The organism is Paenibacillus sp. BIC5C1 (assembly GCF_032399705.1).
GTDB lineage: Bacteria > Bacillota > Bacilli > Paenibacillales > Paenibacillaceae > Paenibacillus > Paenibacillus taichungensis_A.
On the sequence record NZ_CP135922.1, the window covers coordinates 3,730,224 to 3,751,285 of the forward strand.

The window sequence follows — 21,062 nt, forward strand, 5'->3', positions numbered from 1 at the left end:
ATTTCGGTCTACTTTCGTACTGTCACATTTATTTTGGATGATCTGGTTTCCCCTGAAGAATTACGAAGTATAGCTTCATATTCATAGATTCCAGGTACCCTTCCAGAGATTGCGGTAACCGCAGACTGTGCACCAGGTGAATGAGATTGCAGAGATTGTGTGTCAACCAACACACCATTTTCGTAAAGTTCGTATTCGGTTGCGTTTGTTCCCCACCACAGATTCATGGTGACATTAAAGTTGCCGTCACCGTCCCAGTTGTCGTTCGACAGAACGGCTTGCCCCGGAGAAGCATCCGTGACGACGACTGTAAGTGGAACACTCATGGTTGTACCCAGTGCATTGATCAATTCTCCAGTATAGATATAGGTGCCGTTTTTCTTTCCAGTAATATCAACTTGAACAGATTGGGCGGATGGGGATTGATCGACCAGAGAAATTTCCTTGATCAATTCACCATTCTCATACAGCTTGAACTGATTGCCGTTATTTCCCCACCACAGATTCATCGTGACTGTATAGTCACCGTCTTTGAGCCCTGTGTCGTAACCATTATTGTCAGATAACACCGGAGTGCCAGGAGCCCCGTTTGCTAGTGGGGTCGTCTGATGGAGCCATTCCTCCCACTTCATTAGCACACTTGCCTGCTCATCCGTAAATACGGTTTCTTTAGCTGCTTGAACGTTATTACCGTAGGATGCAAGCAGTTGACGCGCTTTTGCTCCTTCACGATCGTTTGCTGCCTGTTTGGCCTGCTGTAACTTGTTCGCAAGCTGATTAGCAAGAACGCCGGCATTCGGATCTATCGATTCATCAGCAAAGGAGTTGGTCAGATTGATCAGGCTGTCGAAAGTAGCAATAACCCCAAAACGATATTCTACCGTCTGTTCCCAGCCTGCCAAATCGGGGACGGTTGCCGTAACCTGGTTCAGGCCGGGTTCGAGTGTATACGCCGGAGTGTCAAGGAGCACACCCTCCGGTTCTACCACACCGGATACCGTATCGGACGCTGTATAGCCAATTTCCACGTGCTGATCAATGGTGTATTCGGTTTGACCATGAATTTCAATGGTTGGAGGTATGAGATCAATGGAAATGGACAAAGTTTGTTCGCTCTCTTTGTTACCATCAACATCGATGCTCCAGTAGGTGATGGTGTGTGTACCTTCTTCAGTTAGGGTCAACTGTGTGCCACTCACCGTTTCGCCACCATTGATTTGATAATAAGTCCCTTCAATTTCGGAATCTTCATCGCTTGCTGTGAAGGTTACTTGTACTGGAGAAGTATACCAGTCGTTCTGCGATTCTCCTTCCACAGTTGCAGTGGTATGCGGTGCCTCCTGCTCCGGTGATCCCCCTTCCAGCGTTACAAAATCAGATAACGGTATATTCAAATCTTTTACAAGGCCTGCCACGAGTTCAGACACCTTGATTGCACCGTTCATTTGCAAATGTGTATTGTCTTCCGTAGTGCCTACCCACATGAATATCGATTTGGTTCCTTCTGTGCCAAGCTCCTGGAAATGCTCCCAACTGGCCTGGTTCAGATCGATGATGAGTGTTTCTGTTTCCTGCGCCGTTTCTTTCATCGCCTGCACGTATTCCGGGAAGCTTTTGTTCAGCACCTCTCCGGTAAAATCACGACGATTCACTGGCGTAACCAGAACCGGGATCGCACCTCTTTGCTGAGCACCGTTAATGTATTCTTTCAAATATACCTTAAACTGCTCGGGCGTAAGATAACGCTCCGGTCGGGACGGCGTGGAATCGTTATGAGACCACTGCATGAACAGATAATCACCTTCGTGAATGTCGAGCAAAATATCGTTAAGATATCCGCCGACCAGGAAGGTCTTGCTGCTCAAACCTCCAACTGCCCGGTTATCAATACTGACTTCATTTGGATCAAAATATCGACCCAACGTTTCGCCCCAGCCCGCTTGCGGACGATAGTTCTCCGCGTAATTGGCCACAGTGGAATCGCTGGCCAAATAAATAACAGGTTTATCGCTTGCACTGTGATCTGGCAGACGTTCCAGCTTCAGCGCATTGATCTTCGGTGCATTTCCGGTGAAGTTGAAGTTGAAGATTCCATCAATCAGGGCAATGTCGTACGTAATTTCTTTGAATTCGCCCTTGGCAATGGTTGTGAGCGGCAGCTTTGTCATCTGCTCTACAACAACATTTGCGCTGGTTGATTCCTCCGCATCCCCGATGATCATCGTTACCCGGTAATTGGCTGGCTCCATCTCCACCAGGAAGGAGGTGCCGTTTACCCGTGTGAAATCCTCTTTAAGCGCATCCCCGGTCTCCCGGTTTTCATCTTTGGTCAGCGCAGTATCGGCAAAGCCGTACCCATTGCCTTCGATGTACGCTCTTTTGGCATCTACCTTGATGTATCCTTCGGCAGCGCCGCCGGAACCAAAGTCAAATTTGTATTCGTTTATTTCTTCGCTTGGTTCACTTGTCAATGAATCCTTTGCAACAGTTAACATGTTAAACGCATGGTCAACTTGAGCTTGGGTGGCTTCCGTATTGAATATCGCTTCCGCAGCTACCAAAGCCCGATTCACCACAGCTTTCGATGCTTCTGTATAATTCGACAGATCAAGTGCTTTGATCTCATCGTACAGAGCGATTAAGGCCGTCTGATCACCGCCCTCTGAAGGAAGCTTCGTGCCTTCAATCCGCACGTTGTCAATCTGGGTAGTCCAGTTCAACGTGCCTCCACCACCTTTTCTCGTGCCCAGGAATCGAATCGCTCTGACGTTGTCAGCATATACGCCAGAACTCAGCGGGATATCATTAATCGTTTGTGTAACTGTCGGATTCGCCAGATTTGTTAATGTCAGATCTAGCGTTTTCTTCGCAAAATTAACGGTAGCATCCACAGTGACCCACTGATTCTTGGAAATCTCAGTAGCCGTTCCCCCTTCGGGTATAGCTGTATCTCCTGTGCCGTAGTCCGGATTATATGCACCGACATAATAATGAATTTTGGTGCTTCCGGTTTTGGTAAACAGCGTGAACAGGGCATTTTCGTTGGAATCCTGGACCGTGAGATGACCTTCTGACGGATAGGCACTCACATTACCGGATTGCCAGTCAAAGTTCACATTCACCTTGTCACCGTTTACGGCATCGAATAGACGGAATACCTTGGCCCGATTGCCCGATCCGGACCCTGTGACGGACAGTACCTTATTTCCGGACTGTTCAACCACTGTTCCTGCCATGGTCCCTGCAATACCCGTGGCATTGACCATTGCATACTGGTAGTTGGCAGCGTCGCCTTCAAAATCCTCCTCATATAGCTGGATTTCCGGCTCTGGTTCGGGTTCAGGAATATCCGGGTCGATGACCAGGGATGAAATGCTCAGCTTCATGTCTTTGACCGCACCAGCAACGAGTCCGGCAATTTTGTGCGCACCATAACTGCTGAAATGGGTATTATCGTTGATCCCATTCGGGTATTTTGGATATTCACCCGGATTAGCATATAGGAAAACTTTTTCCGTAGCGGTATTACCAATTTTGTCGTAGTACGCAATACTTAACTTGCTCAGATCAATCAGCGGCACGTCAAGCTCCTCTGCCACTTCTTTGGCAGCCTGCACGTATGCCGGGAAGCTGACGTTGAACTCCTGAGTCACCGTATTGAAGTCTCTGCGTCCAACAGGAGTGAGCAATACTGGTGTAGCACCGCGTTGTTTGGCACCGTTTACATAACGAGCTAAGTAGATTTTATAGTCTTCTGGTGATGCATACCGGTCCGGTATCCCTGCACTGGCGTCGTTATGACCAAAGGAAATGAAGAAGAAGTCCCCTGGCTTAATTCGCTGCAGGATCGTATCGAGACGACCGTCTACCATAAAGGATTTGCTGCTTCGGCCGCCGATCGCCTCGTTCACGACGACTGCCCCATTGGAGAAATAACGTCCGAACTGCTGACCCCATCCTTCTTGAGGAGCCTGCATTTCACTGTAAGATTGCATGGTTGAATCACCAGCCATATAGATCGTTGTTGCCGCACCGGCCGTTTTCTCCGGATATTTCTCGATGAGGATGTCCTGAATGTCTATGGCTGTACCGGTGAATAAGAAATCGAGCTGTCCATCCACCAATGCAACATCATAGGAATACTCCAACGGTGCTCCAGCTGTCACATTCGTTACGGCAAGCTTCTGGACAAATTCGGATTTGACTCCAACGTTCGAGTCATGCGCATCATTGCCCAACCGTAGTGTCACCTTATAATTGGCATTTGGCAGGTCAACAGCAAAGATCGTACCGGTCGCAACCGAAACCTCGTTTACTCCTACGGTAACACCGCTTGTATCCTTGAAGCCGTATCCCGTCTCTTGTCTGTATAACGTGTCCTGTATAGACGTATTTCCTGAAGCTGTCTCTGTACCAAAATCAAAGCGGTAAACCGGCTCCGGCATCTCTGCTTCGCGGGTCAATGCCAGATCGGCTTTAGGAAATGCTGTAGCTTCCGCTCCAAGATAAAAGCCGGTATGAGGCGGCTGATTGTAGGCTACATTTTGCCAGGCTACACCAAGTCGATATACAGGGTCCTGCATCAGCGTAGGGATGCGATAATCTGAAGGAATGGTCGTCGTGTAGAGACGATACTCCGAGCTATCTTCGCTCCGCAGCAGAATTTCCTCTCGCCAATCTCCCAGAATGTCCGCCTGAAGAGCCGGATTCCCTTTGGTATGATTGTTCGTTAACGTACCGGTCGCCCGGAAGATTTCATTCAGCTTTTTGTTTTCGTAATCCCATTTATATATGAGGGGGATACCTTTGGCTGTACTGTTATCCCATTCATGGTCAAACAGCTCCCGCTGAAGATCTCCGTCCCACCAAATGGCGAAATTGGCGGTTTTGGGCCCTTCATCCACCGTGTAGATAGCCTCTCCGGCAGCCGAATAGGTATTGGTCACGGGAACGCTCTGCCCATTGGTAATGGTTGTGGCCCATGATTCGTATCCCGGATAGTTCGGATCAATATCCGCCGACATCCCGCGACCGGTGTCAAAACCTGTTTTCTCCCCCCATAGAATTTCACCTGTTGCCGCATCGCGCATCTCCAGTCCGTATGCAGCATCCGAATGCTCATGCACGCTTACGACCTGATAGCCCTCACGGTTTGGATCTAGCTGGCCGGCGTGCATAGCGTCGCCGTGGCCGAGTCCGGTGCTGTACATCAAGCTGCCGTCATCGTCTATGGCTAGAGCGCCAAACATGATTTCGTCCTTGCCGTCATTGTCGACATCCAGCACACTTAGATTATGATTACCCTGTGATTGATATTGTGATCCTGCTTCGTTTGTGTCGAACGTCCAGCGTTTGACGAGTTCCCCACCAACATAATCATAAGCAACAAGCACAGTGCGGGTATAATACCCCCGGCTCATCACGACACTTGGTTTCGTGCCATCCAGATAAGCGATTGCGCCAAGGAACCGGTCTACACGGTTGCCATAGCCGTCGCCCCAATCGCTGACATTGCCTCTTGGCGGATCATAATTCACGGTGGATACGGCCGCGCCAGTCTCACCGTCAAACAACGTCAGATATTCCGGCCCTGACAGTATGTATCCGCTCTCGTTTCGGTAATCTTTCGTACCGTCGCCAATGACCGTGCCTTGGCCGTCTTTCGTGCCGTCCGCCGTCTTGACAACAACTTCGGCCTTTCCATTGCCATCCAGATCATACACCATTAATTGCGTGTAGTGCGCTCCTGCACGAATGTTAACGCCCAGGTCAATCCTCCACAACTTCGTCCCGTCCAGTTTGATGGCATCGATATACACATTGCCGGTGTATCCTGCCTGCGAATTGTCCTTGGAATTGCTCGGACTCCATAGGAAGACGATTTCATATTCGCCGTCGCCGTCCAAGTCCGCAACGGAAGCGTCACCTGCATAATACGAATAAGTTCCACCGTCTTTGGTCCGGCCGTCGGCCGGCTTATCGAGCGGAATAGGCAAGTAATCATTATGCCATACCGATACAACCTCTGGCAGCATTTGCTCCTTGCCCGCAACGATGGTGGAGATCTGATATTGGGAGCTGTCAAAGCCAGTTGTGTCCACATAGTTCGTCACATCACTTATGGGCGATGCGTTTACTTTAGTTCCGTTTTTATATATATTGAAAGCGATCTCATCAGGATCATTGTTTAAATACCTCCAGCTTAAAAAAACGCCGTTGTCTACAAGAACCGCAACCAGACCCCGGTTAAGATATTCTGCCTGGCGACCAGGCAGACTTGCTGATGACTCTGCACGCACCGGCGCCGGGGGGATAGCCAGTGAAATAACCATAAGGAGTGCTAATAAAGATACAAACATTGATTTCTGGATGGAAACAGTTCTTCGGTTCATCGGATTAACTCCTCCTTATCTAAAAATTCATTTTAGAATCTGGGGAAAGATATCTTTTTGTCATTAAGGCAGCCCCATGAAATCTCAAGTTCGATCTGCCCTTCTGGTTGTCAAATGGTCACAAACTACAGTCACCCCCTTCTTATGTTACCGCTTACATTTATCTTACAGGTCTAAAAAAAGACAGACAATCTAAAAAATGTGACGTATTATATAATATAATTGACTTTTTTAGGCAGGAGATGAAAGTATGGTTCATACGGTCTCTTATGCTTTTCGTAATGACGATACATCAATCATGACACTGGACTCTATTGGATGGCAGACCGTCTCAAGCGAGGAATATCGCTGTCCAAGTGATAACAGACCTGACCCGGGGCACGTTGTTTTTCAATATACGCTAAATGGTCAGGGCTATCTGGATATTGAAAATCAAACGATTCCTTTACCAAAGGGACATGCCTTACTTGTTAAAATCTCCGGAGAACATTGCTATTACTATAAGCAAGAGAACAACGAACCATGGGAATTCATATGGATAAACATTCGCGGGGATGAAGCCAACCGAATTTGGGATATGATCCATGATAATGAGGGACATGTCATTCGACGAAACGCGGACTCTCCCTTGATTCAAGAGTTATGGCAAATTATCCATTTGATTCATCAAGAGAAAATTACGGACAAGTATCGCTTGTCCATGCAAATCTATCGATGGTTGCTTATCCTAGTGCAGACGAGTCGGGATGCGGAGAAGGATATCGGTGCCCTTTCAATAACAACGATCGAGAAATGTAAAAAATTCATCCGAGAGAATTATGCATCTCCATTGACGCTCGATCTGCTGGCCAGCCATTGCGATATCAATAAACACTACTTGTGCAGGTTATTTCAGAAATCTGAGAAAACATCACCGCTAGCCTATCTCAAAGACAGACGGATTGAGGTTGCAATTAGACTACTCCGCACGACGGAACTTCCGATTTCCCAAATTGGCCAACAATGCGGCTTTGAGAGTCCCAGCTATTTCGGCAAAGTTTTTCGGCAATATATGTCCATATCGCCCAAAGAATATCGTATGAATAAGTTAGAGTTTCCTTATGAGGCCATTTATTATGAATAGCCAGACTCGATTTGTTAGGCAAGAAAGGAATTTAGATGTAAATCTAGTATAAATTCGGAACATATTCTTATCATTGGATTTAGATATACGGTTTTCTGTTGTACCGATAAAATAAAAAAAGCCGCCAAATAGCGACTTTCAATGGAACAATGTTCTTCGGTTTTCTGAGATGTAAGAGAATTCATGGATTAAATTACTTCTTTGTTACGTTCGTTTTGATACGGGCAATTCTAATGAGATACCAATTGGCTCTCCGCTCTGCCTGTAAAGGTAAGTTTAAGGCCATCCCTTTTTGGGATGGTCCTTTCGTTTTGCGCAACTATCGTAACCCTAGGACAATTGTTATTTTTTCTTTACTGAGATCCAGATCTCATGGCCCGTTTCCTATTAGCTTAATCATATTTCACACGAACTCAATTAACTTCCTATCTATTTCTGCGACATCACCAATCTCTGATATACCATCCCAAAGGATAATTGACGAAGCTTCATCGTTTTCAACAAAATCATCAAGTTGGTACAGTTCACCCACGAACAGAGCTCCATACTCTGTCCGTTCAGGTCCATGAAAACTTGGCTGCAGTCTAAACTTCATTAAACCTTTGAATTCAGCCGTATCAATATTTTGATTGGTTTCCTCAAATAATTCTCTAATTACACATTGTTGAGCATCTTCTCCAGCTTCAATAATACCTCCTGGCAGTTCCCATTTCTTTCTCCACTTATTATGCATGAAGAGATACTTTCCTTGGTACTTCGCCACGATTAGAGCATGTGTTAGTGGAGCATCCAGTGTAATTGTTGTGACCTTATCATACTCGATATTAATAAATTCCAAAAAAATATTACCTCTTGAATCTGTCATGATTGCCATTTTTACTCCTCCATTTCTTTTGTAACAACAAAATAAAAAACGCGCAGACCTAAGTCCTGCGCGTTGCATATCGCAGGATGGTAAGCGCGAACAGCGTTAACCCATCCCCAATTTTTAAAGGAATGGATTAACGCTTTCCATGATGGTGAGATTGTTTTAATTCTAAAATTAACATCGTCTATTCTCCTAATCATCAATGTATGGAAATAATACCCACTATAATGCACTAGAGTCAAGTATATCATTTTTCCTCATTCCCAATAACGTACCTGCCTGATAACTTATTGAGAATTTTCCCGTTATTGTAAGAGACATTAACTTTTAATATCTTTATTAGGCTTTATGTTTTGTCTGTATCGAATTATGGCTAGAGGTAGATTAACTATTCCACAGATAAAAGAAGAGACAATAGATATCCATTGAGGTATTGTAGGATAATTCGGTTTCCCGTCTCCGACAGGTCCTATTTTGGGTTGGTGGCTATCCCACAAACCATATAAGAGACCAACGGCAGGTGTCAATATACAAATTACACTTGCAACGATATGTAACACATACTTGTTCAATCTAACCCCTCCATTGAATGTATTCATGTCTAGAATCCTGTTTAAATTATACGTTATCTAAAAGTTGAAAGTTACACTAACCTCCTTTAATTGAATGAAAGCAGCCAATCATCGTTAGCTCGGGACACGAACTTGTACCGATAAAATCAGGACCACCCGTCGAACGGGTGGTTTGCTCTTGGGGTATAACCCCCTGTTGCCAAACTGCGCCTAAAGACGCTAGCCTGACAGCAAATCTGTTCAGGCTCAGTGTTATTTGTCACTTTCACTTACCAGTTAAACTGGTTTTACTTCTTTTTGCTCTTGTTACTGTTAAATGGATCTTCATATTCTTTTACACTCAGCTTATCTATCGCCTGATCATGTGCTTCTTGTTCACGTATATACTTTCTTACCGTTGCTTCATTTAGACCCACTGTACTTACGTAATACCCTTCTGCCCAAAACTTTCGATTTCCGTATTTATACTTGAGCTGGGCGTGTTTCTCGAAGATCATGAGCGAACTTTTTCCCTTTAGATATCCCATGAACGTGGAGACAGCCATTTTCGTTGGGATCGCTACCAACATGTGAACATGATCGGGCATCATGTGACCTTCTATAATTTCTACTCCTTTGTACTTACATAGACGTTTGAAAATTTCGATCAAGTCTCTTCTCACTTGATTATAGATTTCTTTCCGTCTATACTTCGGGGTGAATACAATGTGGTATTTGCACATCCACTTTGTGTGAGCTAGGCTGTAGCTCTTATTTGCCATCTAAGACCATTCCTTTCGTTGAGCCTGAACATCTCAATTTTATCGGAATGGTCTTGGTGGTCAAACCTCAGGTCCCTCCACCCGCATAGCGGGTGGTTTTTTGTTTCGCGCGTTTCACGCACTCAACTGGCTGAAGCCATAATAAAAAAAAGCCGCTAAGATAGCGACTTTTAATGGAACAATGTTCTTGTAATCATTTCAATCAGAGAGCTGTAATTAAAGCAACTTAATCAACTCTTCAAGCTCATCAACTAAAACTTTGGCAAGTTCAAAATTAGTATCTTTTAAAGCCAATTCGATTTTCATCTCAACAGACTTTTTCTTTTGTTCATTTTCTAGATAGTCTTCATCAAAATGACTCGCATAAATCATCTCTCTAAATTCTTGTATACTCATTTTGCTAATCGTCTTGTCCTCAATAATTAAAACATAATCCATACCATTTACAACAGAATAGAAATCATGAGAAATCATGAGAATCGCACCTTTGTAGTCTTCAATGGCTTTCTCCAATGCGATTTGTGTATATATGTCCAAATGGCTTGTCGGTTCATCTAGAAGCAATACGTTGGCTTGACTGGCAGAAACTTTAGCCAATTGGAGCATGTTTTTTTCTCCGCCAGATAACGATTCAATCTTTTGATCAAGGATTTCTCCTTCAAAGCCATAGTTTGGAAGATACGATCTAATCTCATCATACGTTTGAAACCCAGCATCTATGAATTCATTTAGTATGGTATTCGAATCTTTTAGCATTTCTCCTTGAACCTGAGATAAATAAGCCACGTTAACATCAGCATTGATTTCAATGGAATCCTGATTGTTTTTAAAGATTTCTCGGAGTAAAGTCGTTTTCCCGGTTCCATTTGGACCAATCAGGGCTACTTTATCTGTCGATTTGATCTCAAAGTTCACATTTTCCAGAAGCAGCTCATCAAAGGAAACGCTATAATTATTGACTTTAACCACAACAGCTTCTTCCATTTCCTTATCGATACCAAAACTGATATTCGGCTGTTTGATATCGACAAAGGGTTCTTTTATTCGACGTGCTTCCAATCTCTCTTGAAACTTGACTCTGGCTTTTAACGCTCTGCCTCTGGAGGCTTCCGAATTATACGTGGCGATCTCTCTAAGATTGTCGATGATGTGATCGTATCTCTCAATTTCTTCAGCTTCAGCAACCGCGATTTCTTGCAGCTCGATCTTAGTCTGAAGTAGCGAGAAGTTGTAATCGATAAATCGTCCGTCAAACTCCTGGATTTCTGTGTTTTCAAGGTGTATGATTTTGTTGAAACAATGATTCAACAGATACCGGTTGTGCGTAACGACCAGCAGCATTCCCTTGTGGGAGTTAATAAGCTTTTTAAGTGCATTTAGGTTTTCAAAGTCTAAAAATACATCGGGTTCGTCCATAATCATTAAGTCTGGACGATTCAGCATTTCCTTCATCACTTGAATGAGTTTGAATTCCCCGCCGCTTATGGCGGATATACTAAGATCTTTGAGCTTCATGAGGTTGGCAAGGTTTAACTGTTTATTGATGTTTTTTTCGAAATTATCCCCATCCATCGCCTCGAAGGCATCCAAAGCCAATTGAACCTTTTCCATCAGCGAATCCATATCCGATGTGGTGGCCATCTCCGCATAAATCGCTGTAATTTCATCTTGTATCTTGATGAATTCTTCCGCGATATATTCAAAAACGGTCATTTCTTTCGTTTTGTCTACTTGTAAAAACTGACTCACATACCCGATTCTGCAATCAGGGTCTATCTCTAACTTGCCCTCGAACAAATATCGTTCCGGATCCATCAGGATATCGATCAGTGTACTTTTCCCACTGCCACTTGTTCCGATAAATGCGCAATGTTGTGCCTCTTCAAACGTAAATGAAATGTTGTTATATAGTTCTTTTTGTGGAAACGAGAAGGATAGTTTATCAACTTTTATCATAGTGTTACCTTTCTTTACAACTAAAATGGTGGCTATTATTCAAATGTATTGTCGAACACAGACTTTTAGAGTAACACTGTTTACCACCAAGTACAATCCATTTTGCATTGATGAAATCGACGCAGCAATTGGAAAACGTCATTTCTCCTCTGTTTTTTATCAACATACTTGATTCGGTTAAATTTGATTAAAGAACAATTTACATATGAGCAGATTAAAACCGTGTTAGGTGTGATGCTGCTTGAATTATTCATGAAAATGACGTAGTCGATGTATAGGCCATTGTTATTCAAGGTTTTATTGTAAATATTTTCCGTTAAAATAAACAAAAAAAGTGTATCCTGCCGCAATAGGAAGGCTACACTTTTGTTTGCGTAACATGTTATCGTTTGTACTTATCCATACAGCTGCTTCACATCTCCGACAGCTTCATCTGGTCGTTAATTTTAACCATTGTCTCTCGTTTAGTTTGTGCTTGGTTCCTCTTCATAATCCCCAGGAATGTTAAAAAACCTAATTTTATCTGGATTTCGGATAAGATAAATGTTGCGAATCAACTGTCCTTCAGCATGAATCAGCGCAACAGAATCGACTTGCTCACCCAAACGGATAACGACTCCGATCTGACCGTTGATCTCGCTCATTTCTAACTGAATACCGCCCTCATGTTGGGATGACTTATGGAATAAACCAAGAAGAAATTTGGAAACGGCATCTCGATATATGATCGAGCGAACAGCGGCAACCACTTTGCCTCCCCCATCGGAAATAAGCACGACATCGTCGGCTAGCATAGAAATAATCTGCTTGGTGTTGTCTTGCTCCAGCGCGGAAACGAACTGGCGAATCCATGTTTCTCTATCCGTCTTGGCAGCATCTGGCTCTCCTTCACCGATCCCCATCTTTACCTTAGCTCGGCTGAAAATCTTCCTGCAGTTCATCTCGCTTTTACCGATAACCTTGGCTATACCTACATACTCGATACCGAGAGCCTCACGCAATACAAACACCGCTCGTTCTGACGGAGACAGCTTCTCTAAAAGCACTAAGACTGCATAAGATAGAAGCTCATCGCGGACTATGAGATTGAGCGGATCCGCTTCCGAAGTCGGAATGGGTTCGGGTAGCCATTCTCCGACATAGTGTTCCCGCCGTCTCCGAGCCGATTTATACAGGTCACGACAGCGGTTAACGACCATTTTACACAAGTATGCTTTTGGTTCTTCGGTCAGACCAGCCGGATTTACATCGCAAACTTTCAGAAATACGTCCTGCACAGCATCTTCCGCTTCGGACCATGTACCTGTCATCTGATAAGCAAGTGTGAGCAATAACTTTTTGTATTGTCTGTATAGCTCCTCCATCTTCAACACTTCCTATTCCGTCTTCATTCTTTCTTAAGTCGTTAACATACTTGCTGTATCCCAAGTATATTTTTTAATTTTCCAGCTCAATTTACCTGTGACGACGAAATCAAGCCCCCATTTGTTTACCCAGGTTAAACCTTTGTCGGGACCTAGCCCGATGCTGAACGATTTAATGTAGCTTTCATGAACCGGCGCTTGGCGCCCTTCGAGATCTGCTAGTATAATTTTGGCAAGCCTAGCAGCTTGGGGTATTGCTTCCTTGCACGTCTTGCCATCGACATGCCCGTTTACCGGGTCTGTGATTCTGGCGCAGTCACCAATACTATAAATACCGGACATATCCGATACCCTGTAACTGACGTCAACATGCACATACCCTCCGGGCGTTACTGGCAAGCCGATCGTCGATAGCATGGGATTAGGCTGCAGCCCGAGCGTCCAAATACACAGGCCTACAGGTTGCTTTTCACCATTGGATAACCATAAAATTCCATCTTTTTCCTTGATTACACTTTTATTATGCATGGTGTTTATGCCGATGTCTTGGAGCAATTGTTCCAGTTTCATTCCTACTTTAGCAGGACCATCTAAAAATAGACGTTGGTGAGGATTGTACAGATAGATTTTTACATCTTGCGGGTCAAGTCCAAAATCTTTTGCATCCTTGCGGGCGTAATAAGCCATTTCTGCGGCAGTCTCCATACCACTAATTCCAGCTCCCGCAATGGCGATTTGCAACAATCGCATCCGTTCTCTTGGATTATTTTCTGAAGTTGCTTGTTTTAGATTAGTGAGCCATATACTTCGAATTTTTTGCGCATTTTCCAATGAGGAAAGTGCAATTCCACCCTGTTCAGGCTCGGGTTGCCGGATCACACTACCCGCAGTTACAACGAGCACATCGTAGTTCATCTCATATTCCACTCCCAACGGATTCACATACAGTAGCTTCTTCTCTTCCGTATTAATCTCTGAGACGATTGCCTGCACCAATTCAACTCCCTCCGGAAACAGCTTCGTAAGCGGGATTCGTATTTCTTGATCCGTAACGGCGGGTCTAAACATTAACACTTTACGCAGATGAAAAGAGTTTTTGTCAATCATGACAAGGCGTAGCGGATACTTATTTACCTGATCCTTGAACAGTTTTCGGATTTCCTTAACGGTATGAATTCCCGCATACCCGGCACCGATGATGACGCAAGTTAATGTTTTCATAACATCTACTCCTTCTATGTTTGCATATAGAACGAGATAGCGGCTGTTAATGTGACACTGACCATAGAAAGTTACAATTTCCTGAGAACCACGAAAATTTCAAGTCAGAATTATCTCCTAGCTTCTCACCGCTTATCGAACGCAGTTCATGAGCTGGCTCAACGTTTGGAAAGCCGTACGGTGGATATGCACTCTATTCGTCAGGAAGTGGAGCGGCACTAGAAAACCCTCTTTAAATTATATAAGTAGTCGCTTTATGGGATAGGTATCGCAAAATTGTTCTTAGAAGAAAAGCTAGTTCTACTTAATTAGCGCCGTTACGAACTTCACCTCCGGAAAGCGGCTATCCGGTCCTTTTATTAAGTCTCCACCTTGATTTTTCAGATACATATCGAAGAAATCCAGCATATATGCATTGATAACGGAGTTTGCTCTCTCTGGCCCAATCTTTCCTGTAATGCCCAGCATTTTGAAAATCGGAGAAATGAACTGTACGTCGGCGAAATTTAAATGTTCTGTATTTTCGATATACATGATTTGTCCCCCTTCGTCGACCGTTTCGTGCATCCGTTCAAGCTCCAACTTTTTATCTTCCGTTACTTGATCCATCCACTCTCTTGTTGACCCCATACGGTTAAGCTCTGCATCTGTGAAGATCCGATTATCCATAACCATTTTTAATTCTTCGAAATAGCTTTCCGAGTTGATGAACAAAAACGGTTTTTGCAGTTCCTCTCTGTCACGCAGTCGATACAGCCCTCAATCCAAGTCTATACCAGCCGCAATTCGCGGATCGTAAGAAGCGTCGTAGGCCGTCGCTCCGCCGATGGAATGACCGAACACGCCGACATGATCGAGGTCAATCCTCCCTTTTAGATGACTTGGAATCTGCCCGGATTGGATGAGCTCGAATTGGTCCAGCACAAACGCCACATCGTCCGTTAAAACTTTCCCTAATTTGTCGCGACTTTCTCTTCCTGTTCGGTAATCATCTTCGGGTGAGAATAAGTCATTGGTTGTGCTGGTGGTGATTCGACCGTCCGGAAACTCGGTTGCAAATGTATTGTAGGTGTGATCGATCACCGCCACGATATATCCATGGCTCGCGAGATTCTCAGCTTGCGACGTATGGAGGAACCTGGACGAGCCGAAGCCGGGATTCGCAAGGATCAGCGGATACGAAGTCTGTGCCGAGGAGACCTCGGCCCCCGAATAAGCATGACTGGATACGTACTTCAAGTGCTGAAGAGTAAACTCAGGAAGGCCATAGTTCGCGGCCATATATCGTAAAATTGGAGTATCGGGAATAAAGGGAGCGTACTGGCCGGTGCCAACTGTAACCGGATACCATACCTGAACCATCAACTCCCTCTTACCATCTCTGGTTTTGTCGAAAATCTCCTCCCTATTTCTATCCACGAGATGAAAAGTTTGCGTTCCTACCTTAAATTCCCCAGCCGGTTCAGGTAGATTAATTACAGGGAAAGCATACATTAGAACTGCTGTCACACCCAGCATTATCGCTATAGCGGTATTAGCTAACCCCAACAATAATCGTGGAATTTTTTGGGGGCCTTTTTTTCTAAAATAGCTATAACCTGAAGTAGCAAAAAAAATGATCGGTATGCAATATGAGAAGAATAGCTGAACTCTGTATCCTTCCACTGTCCAATGAATGACCAGTAAAAGTGTGGCGATCCCGCTTGCAACGAATAGAGGAATTCTGGGCCGTCCCTTTTTTAATAAGAATGTTAATGCAAACAATCCGATGTTTGACAAAAAAAGCAACAGTTCAAACAGCCTCATCTCGATTCTCCTTTTAAAAAATTCTATTTTTGCTTGTTCCAATATTATCCTGCTACGCTTCCCTAAGCTATCGATTCAACTTACATCTGCCTTACACTTTTGTAATTCTAACTTGCGGTTTGTAGGACTCGTAAAACTGTGGAATTGATCATACGAACCGATACATACTTAGATCACCTTTTAAACGGAAGTGACACAATGTTCTTGTCCTCGACTTTGGAAATGAAACTCAGTTCATAAAACAAAAAAGCCGCTACAATAGCGACTTTGAATGGGATTAAGTTCTTGTACTGCATAGAATCTATCCGACGTATTGAAGTATTAACTGGTATATTGCTACGGAAAGCCCCAAAATACTCGCTTTCATTTTAGATGGATGATATCTTTTGCTGCGAAACAAATAAAGAAAAATTACTATAAATCCTAAGGGAATCCACAGCTGAAAGACACCTTCTGTTGTATAACGAGAAAAAATTGGAATAATGGAAGTACTGATCAAAAAGTAAAAGAATACTGTAAAACGTCTTGTCTCTAATTGCTTGCTCCACCTTACTAAAAAGAAAAAAATAATGATACCGATAATTGTAATGTATAAAGGGGGGAGAAGAATAGAAACGTCCCCAAATTTAAATTCCATTTTGCATTGCCCTCCTCTTTTTAAACATCCCCGTTTTTTTCGGATGGTACATACGGCGGCTTCTGGATTCAGGAAACATGTACATTATATGTTATAATCGAAAGGTTGATTTTACCAAAAGCAAGGAGGACCTCATATCATGAAAAGAATCACTAAACGTACATTTCTAATCACTACTCTAACAGCGTTCTTTAGTATTTCCTTAGCCCCTATCTCCTCTCCCGTATCTGCTTCTGATTACAAGCAACTTCCAAAGCCAGAGTGGACCTATGACGTACCTACCGATACGACAGCCCAAATACATAGTAAGAACTATTATTTCACAGGAAATATCTTCTACCCTATCGTATCAGAACAGACTAACTCTCAAACTGCATATACATTCTTGTATCAGACAGATCGCTCCACCGGCAAAACTAAATCCGTAAACTCCCTATTAGCGATAGACGACAAAACTGGAAAACAGAAGTGGATTCATAAATCGCCTATGCCCTACAATTCGTTTGAGTTAGATCAGAGCGGTAACGTCTACTACTTCGATGAGGTGAATTCCGGTAACAAGAAGGTATACCAGTTGATCTCTCTGGATTCAAATAACAAACCACGCTGGGTCAAAACATTCAAAGAGTACTTTCAATTCAATGTCCTAGAAGATGGGCGCATAGCTGTGGTTACTTTCACAAAAGACAGCAGTGTGATCTCTCTTTATACAAGGGAAGGCAAGCCACTTATCAAAAGGGAGTTGCCTGGCCATGTACGTCATATTCAGGGGAACTACGTCGGATTGATAAATTCTGATGCTCCGAAAAACACGACAACAATAGATATTTATTCCATTCCTACAGGAAAGAAGATTATTTCCGCTGTCCAACCGCAGGATCACGTCAATATTGTGCATGCTGACTGTGAAGTTCTAAGTGGCGGAACTGTGATTGTTCCCATCTACGATGCAAAGATGAAAGTGGAAACCTTGCACGCCTACAAGCCTAACGGGGAAAAAAAATGGATCAGACCTTTGCCTAAGCCAGCACAGGATGCCGTTTTCGGTACAACGTATGCGCATAATATGTACGATTCTTTTTACGTATCCTTAGGTAATAACTATCTGATTCAAGAGAAAAATATGCTTAGTCTCTACAATACTAACAATCAATTGATTGCGACCAAGACGTTTACTGATTTACCTGCACAAGGACTGTTACAACGACTAAATGATCAGAGCATTGTCTTCGGAGCCGTCGACAAAACACAAGCTTGGTATGATTCATCTAAACCGGAGCCGAAGAAAGCCGCCTACTATATTCTGGACTCTAATACACTAAAAATAAAAAACTCTTTTGTAATCGATGACGCACTTTTTCACCAAGCCGATGTTCGTTTTCACGATGCAAATACATTCTATATCCAGATGAGTAAAACCATTGCCAAATACGTTCTAGAGTAGCATATACAGGCTGGAGTATCCCCCCAGTATAACGAAGTATGCCTAGCCTCTGTCCAGAAGCGAAATCATATGTCGTTTCTTTTTTATCACATGAGCAGCCTGCAGAACTGCAGACTGCTCTTTATTTTTATTGAGATATCGTTTCCCATTAGCTGAGTGAGAGAACCTCAATGTTTTCCTTTATCCAAGAACGCAACTTATCAGCATAGAAAGCGCGTTCATCTTGATCGGACTGAGAACCCTTTGACAGATAAAGTTGATCATTCACATATCTAGGGTAAACATGGAGATGATAATGCCACACGTCTTGATTGCCAGCGGGCTCATTATGTTGCCGCGTAGAAATCCCATCACATCCATATGTACTTTTCATTGCAAATGCTGTAAGCTGAGCCGCACGGTGAATTTCAACAGCGTAATCCGCAGGTAGTTCAAAGATGTTCTCGAAATGTTGATTAGGAATAACAAGAACATGTCCTTTATTGTTTGGCCACCATTTGCTTGCAATAAATGCCGTTACCTTTTCATTCTGATAGATGATATCCTTTTGCTTTGTTCCCTGATTAGGTCGCTCAATACCCCAAACACAACAAAATGGACATTCGTATCCTTCGGGCTTATGTGAAAATGATGCCGTCATCTTTTTCACTCCACTCCTTTCATATTTTCCCAACCTTCTTTTAGACGCAAGCGACTGCTGTTCGTTGCGTTATCCTCAACATTGGTAATCAATCTGAGCTCGCTTTTATTCCGGCATGCCCGGCTCTCGACTGCAAAGTGGCACGTTAACGTTAAATCATGTGAAAAGCATTGTTGTTGTGACTGTGTCACTTGACCACTACTCCTGAATATATCCACCCTATCAAGTCTTGCCAGTAAGTTAGCAAGGCTTTTTGTCTTGCATGTACCGTAGTATCGCTTTGCCTATGTAATCTTTAGATTTTCTTCAGAATTATGCTTATTAATTCCTTAGTTTTTTTCATTATGATTTCTATATCGACAAGAGAGGGGGCAAAACAATGATCAGTAATACGATTTTAGAGCTACTACATCAGTATGGATATCTGATTTTTTATTTTGCCTTCACATTAGGGCCATTTGGCATTCCAATTCCGAATGAAATCACGATTATCAGTGGTGCCATTTTAAGTCACACCGGTGTTATCAATTCATGTATCACATACTTCTGCATTTTAACAGGACTATTAACCGCCATTACCTTTGCTTATTTTGCAGGGAAGTTATTTGGACCCAAGATAAAACAAAGATTTCAACGTAATAAGCACTTCGTTAAGGCTGAACTGATTTTGAATAAGAGTGGCAATTGGGCGATGTGCATAGGTTTATTCATTCCAATCGTGCGATATGTTCTCCCTCTGATCATTGGACTAGGCGGCGTTCAATATCGGAAATTTGCTCTCATTTCATATTCCAGTGCTTTGCTTTGGACCATAACGTATTTTACAGCGGGAATCTACTTCGGCGCTCCAATTCTATCAATGCTTCATTTATTACAATTCTAATCGATTTTGATAACATACCATCACGTATACGGAGGAACCACAATCATGAATTCCAATGAACCTATTTTATTTCTGAAAAGCTTTCTTCAAAGCCCAAAACATGTTGGCAGCATCATACCCAGTTCCCGGTTTCTCGCTAACAAAATGGTGAACCAGGCCCCTTGGCTAGACGTAAAAGCAATCGCCGAACTCGGATCAGGCACAGGCGCCATCACTCGTTATATTCATCAACAAGCACAAGATTCAACCCAGGTGTTATTGTTTGAGATGAACGAGACGATGAGGATTAAGCTGAAGACTGAATACCCTACATTCCCCTGTTATCCAGATGCCTCTCGATTAGTGGAATCCATGAAGCAAGAGAGTGTTGAGCAACTGGACTGTATATTTAGCGGGTTGCCTTTCTTTAACTTTGAATCGGAATTAAGGAATACGTTGGTAGAGCAGATTCATAAGGCACTCAAACCCGAGGGGTTATTCATCGCCTTTCAATATTCGCTTCAAATGAAAAAAACACTATCCGAAAAATTTATCATCGAAAAGATAGAATTAATGCCCTTGAATATCCCTCCTGCCTTCGTTTATGTCTGTCGCAAAAAGGAAACAATTTAAACATCTTAGGCTATAGTTTACACTGATATCATCCACTTATAAGCATTTAAAATTTCATTTAAAACAGGTCACATAAGGAGTGTTGAATTGTGAGTACCGTTCTCATTGTTGATGATGAGCCAGACATCCGTGATGTCATTCATGTCTATTTACGTAACGAAGGATATCAGGTCATTGAAGCAGCCAATGGTGAAGAAGCACTAAATATTATCAAAACTACATCTATCCAGCTCGTTATACTGGATGTCATGATGCCCATTATGGACGGAATCAAAGCCTGCTTCAAAATAAGAGAAGTATCAACCACACCCATTATTATGCTATCCGCCAAGGAAGAGGACATTGATAAAATTACAGGCCTGACTACCGGGGCTGACGATTACATGGTCAAACCGTTTAATCCGTTAGAATTACTAGCTCGCGTTAAGGCTCAGCTACGACGTCAAACACTGATTGGCAAAGCAGAATTCAATTCACTTATCCTGATCAAGGACCTTGTTATTGATACAAGTAAACATTCCGTGAAGTTAAAGGACAATGATATTTCGCTTACGCCACTGGAGTTTTCCATTCTGGTGTTGCTTGCCAGCCATCCTGGTCAAGTTTTCAGCTCCGAAAAGATTTACGAAACCGTATGGAAAGAACCTTACGGGTATTCGGATAATACGGTTATGGTCCATATTCGCAATCTGCGAGAGAAACTGGAAGTGAACCCACGAGAACCTCAGTATATTAAAACGGTATGGGGAGTGGGTTATAAAATTGATTAAACGATTACCACAG

General features: G+C 43.2%; 13 protein-coding genes and 1 pseudogene. 5 read left to right on the plus strand and 9 right to left on the minus strand.

Annotated elements, in window-relative coordinates; all coding sequences use genetic code 11:
* Positions 1–8: 8 nt before the first annotated feature.
* Positions 9–6,392, minus strand: a complete 6,384-nt coding sequence (locus tag RS891_RS16685; RefSeq protein ID WP_315792422.1) for a rhamnogalacturonan lyase family protein — start codon at positions 6,390–6,392, stop codon at positions 9–11.
* Between the two features lie 250 nt (positions 6,393–6,642).
* Between RS891_RS16685 and RS891_RS16690 the strand changes: the two genes are divergently transcribed.
* A complete protein-coding gene (locus RS891_RS16690) occupies positions 6,643–7,515 on the plus strand; it encodes a helix-turn-helix transcriptional regulator (RefSeq protein WP_315792424.1) in 873 nt (290 codons plus the stop codon).
* A 403-nt stretch (positions 7,516–7,918) separates the two neighbouring features.
* Here RS891_RS16690 and RS891_RS16695 read toward each other — a convergent pair whose 3' ends face one another.
* The 7 genes and pseudogenes from RS891_RS16695 to RS891_RS16725 all read right to left on the minus strand — a co-directional run bounded on the left by RS891_RS16695 (position 7,919) and on the right by RS891_RS16725 (position 16,700).
* Positions 7,919–8,389 carry an NUDIX domain-containing protein gene (locus RS891_RS16695; RefSeq protein WP_315792426.1) on the minus strand — a complete coding sequence of 157 codons (471 nt, stop codon included), beginning with the start codon at positions 8,387–8,389 and terminating at the stop codon, positions 7,919–7,921.
* Positions 8,390–9,242: 853 nt separating this feature from the next.
* Entirely contained in the window at positions 9,243–9,716 is a 474-nt protein-coding gene (tnpA, locus tag RS891_RS16700; RefSeq protein WP_315792428.1) for an IS200/IS605 family transposase, read from the minus strand.
* Positions 9,717–9,932: 216 nt separating this feature from the next.
* Positions 9,933–11,672 (minus strand): ABC-F family ATP-binding cassette domain-containing protein, encoded by a 1,740-nt coding sequence (locus RS891_RS16705; RefSeq protein WP_315792430.1) that lies wholly within the window; start codon positions 11,670–11,672, stop codon positions 9,933–9,935.
* A gap of 464 nt (positions 11,673–12,136) precedes the next feature.
* A complete protein-coding gene (gene sigJ / locus RS891_RS16710) occupies positions 12,137–13,036 on the minus strand; it encodes an RNA polymerase sigma factor SigJ (protein ID WP_315792432.1) in 900 nt (299 codons plus the stop codon).
* Between the two features lie 33 nt (positions 13,037–13,069).
* Positions 13,070–14,257: an NAD(P)/FAD-dependent oxidoreductase gene (locus RS891_RS16715; RefSeq protein ID WP_315792434.1), complete on the minus strand. Its 1,188-nt coding sequence runs from the start codon at positions 14,255–14,257 to the stop codon at positions 13,070–13,072.
* Positions 14,258–14,557: 300 nt separating this feature from the next.
* Positions 14,558–16,063 (minus strand): annotated as a pseudogene (locus RS891_RS16720) (alpha/beta hydrolase family protein).
* A 301-nt stretch (positions 16,064–16,364) separates the two neighbouring features.
* Complete coding sequence (locus RS891_RS16725) at positions 16,365–16,700, minus strand: hypothetical protein (RefSeq protein ID WP_247897711.1); 336 nt, start codon at positions 16,698–16,700, stop codon at positions 16,365–16,367.
* A gap of 139 nt (positions 16,701–16,839) precedes the next feature.
* Here RS891_RS16725 and RS891_RS16730 point away from each other — a divergent pair, with 139 nt between their 5' ends.
* Positions 16,840–18,144 (plus strand): hypothetical protein, encoded by a 1,305-nt coding sequence (locus tag RS891_RS16730; RefSeq protein WP_315792440.1) that lies wholly within the window; start codon positions 16,840–16,842, stop codon positions 18,142–18,144.
* 148 nt (positions 18,145–18,292) lie between these two features.
* On the opposite strand, the gene RS891_RS16735 is transcribed toward RS891_RS16730, so the two are convergent.
* Positions 18,293–18,784 (minus strand): HIT family protein, encoded by a 492-nt coding sequence (locus tag RS891_RS16735; protein WP_315792442.1) that lies wholly within the window; start codon positions 18,782–18,784, stop codon positions 18,293–18,295.
* 379 nt (positions 18,785–19,163) lie between these two features.
* On the opposite strand from RS891_RS16735, the gene RS891_RS16740 reads away from it, so the two are divergent.
* The 3 genes from RS891_RS16740 to RS891_RS16750 all read left to right on the plus strand — a co-directional run bounded on the left by RS891_RS16740 (position 19,164) and on the right by RS891_RS16750 (position 21,049).
* Entirely contained in the window at positions 19,164–19,667 is a 504-nt protein-coding gene (locus RS891_RS16740; protein ID WP_315792444.1) for a DedA family protein, read from the plus strand.
* A 45-nt stretch (positions 19,668–19,712) separates the two neighbouring features.
* Entirely contained in the window at positions 19,713–20,279 is a 567-nt protein-coding gene (locus tag RS891_RS16745) for a class I SAM-dependent methyltransferase (protein WP_315792446.1), read from the plus strand.
* Positions 20,280–20,365: 86 nt separating this feature from the next.
* On the plus strand, positions 20,366–21,049 hold the full coding sequence (locus RS891_RS16750) for a response regulator (RefSeq protein ID WP_397386957.1): 684 nt from the start codon (positions 20,366–20,368) through the stop codon (positions 21,047–21,049).
* The last annotated feature ends 13 nt before the right edge of the window (positions 21,050–21,062 follow it).

Coding starts and splice junctions, on each gene's coding strand:
- RS891_RS16745 (WP_315792446.1), top strand. CDS start 19,713: ATGAATTCCAATGAACCTATTTTATTTCTGAAAAGCTTTCTTCAAAGC.
- RS891_RS16740 (WP_315792444.1), top strand. CDS start 19,164: ATGATCAGTAATACGATTTTAGAGCTACTACATCAGTATGGATATCTG.
- RS891_RS16690 (WP_315792424.1), top strand. CDS start 6,643: ATGGTTCATACGGTCTCTTATGCTTTTCGTAATGACGATACATCAATC.
- tnpA (WP_315792428.1), bottom strand. CDS start 9,716: ATGGCAAATAAGAGCTACAGCCTAGCTCACACAAAGTGGATGTGCAAA.
- RS891_RS16705 (WP_315792430.1), bottom strand. CDS start 11,672: ATGATAAAAGTTGATAAACTATCCTTCTCGTTTCCACAAAAAGAACTA.
- RS891_RS16735 (WP_315792442.1), bottom strand. CDS start 18,784: ATGACGGCATCATTTTCACATAAGCCCGAAGGATACGAATGTCCATTT.
- RS891_RS16685 (WP_315792422.1), bottom strand. CDS start 6,392: ATGAACCGAAGAACTGTTTCCATCCAGAAATCAATGTTTGTATCTTTA.
- RS891_RS16695 (WP_315792426.1), bottom strand. CDS start 8,389: ATGGCAATCATGACAGATTCAAGAGGTAATATTTTTTTGGAATTTATT.
- RS891_RS16730 (WP_315792440.1), top strand. CDS start 16,840: ATGAAAAGAATCACTAAACGTACATTTCTAATCACTACTCTAACAGCG.
- RS891_RS16715 (WP_315792434.1), bottom strand. CDS start 14,257: ATGAAAACATTAACTTGCGTCATCATCGGTGCCGGGTATGCGGGAATT.
- RS891_RS16725 (WP_247897711.1), bottom strand. CDS start 16,700: ATGGAATTTAAATTTGGGGACGTTTCTATTCTTCTCCCCCCTTTATAC.
- sigJ (WP_315792432.1), bottom strand. CDS start 13,036: ATGGAGGAGCTATACAGACAATACAAAAAGTTATTGCTCACACTTGCT.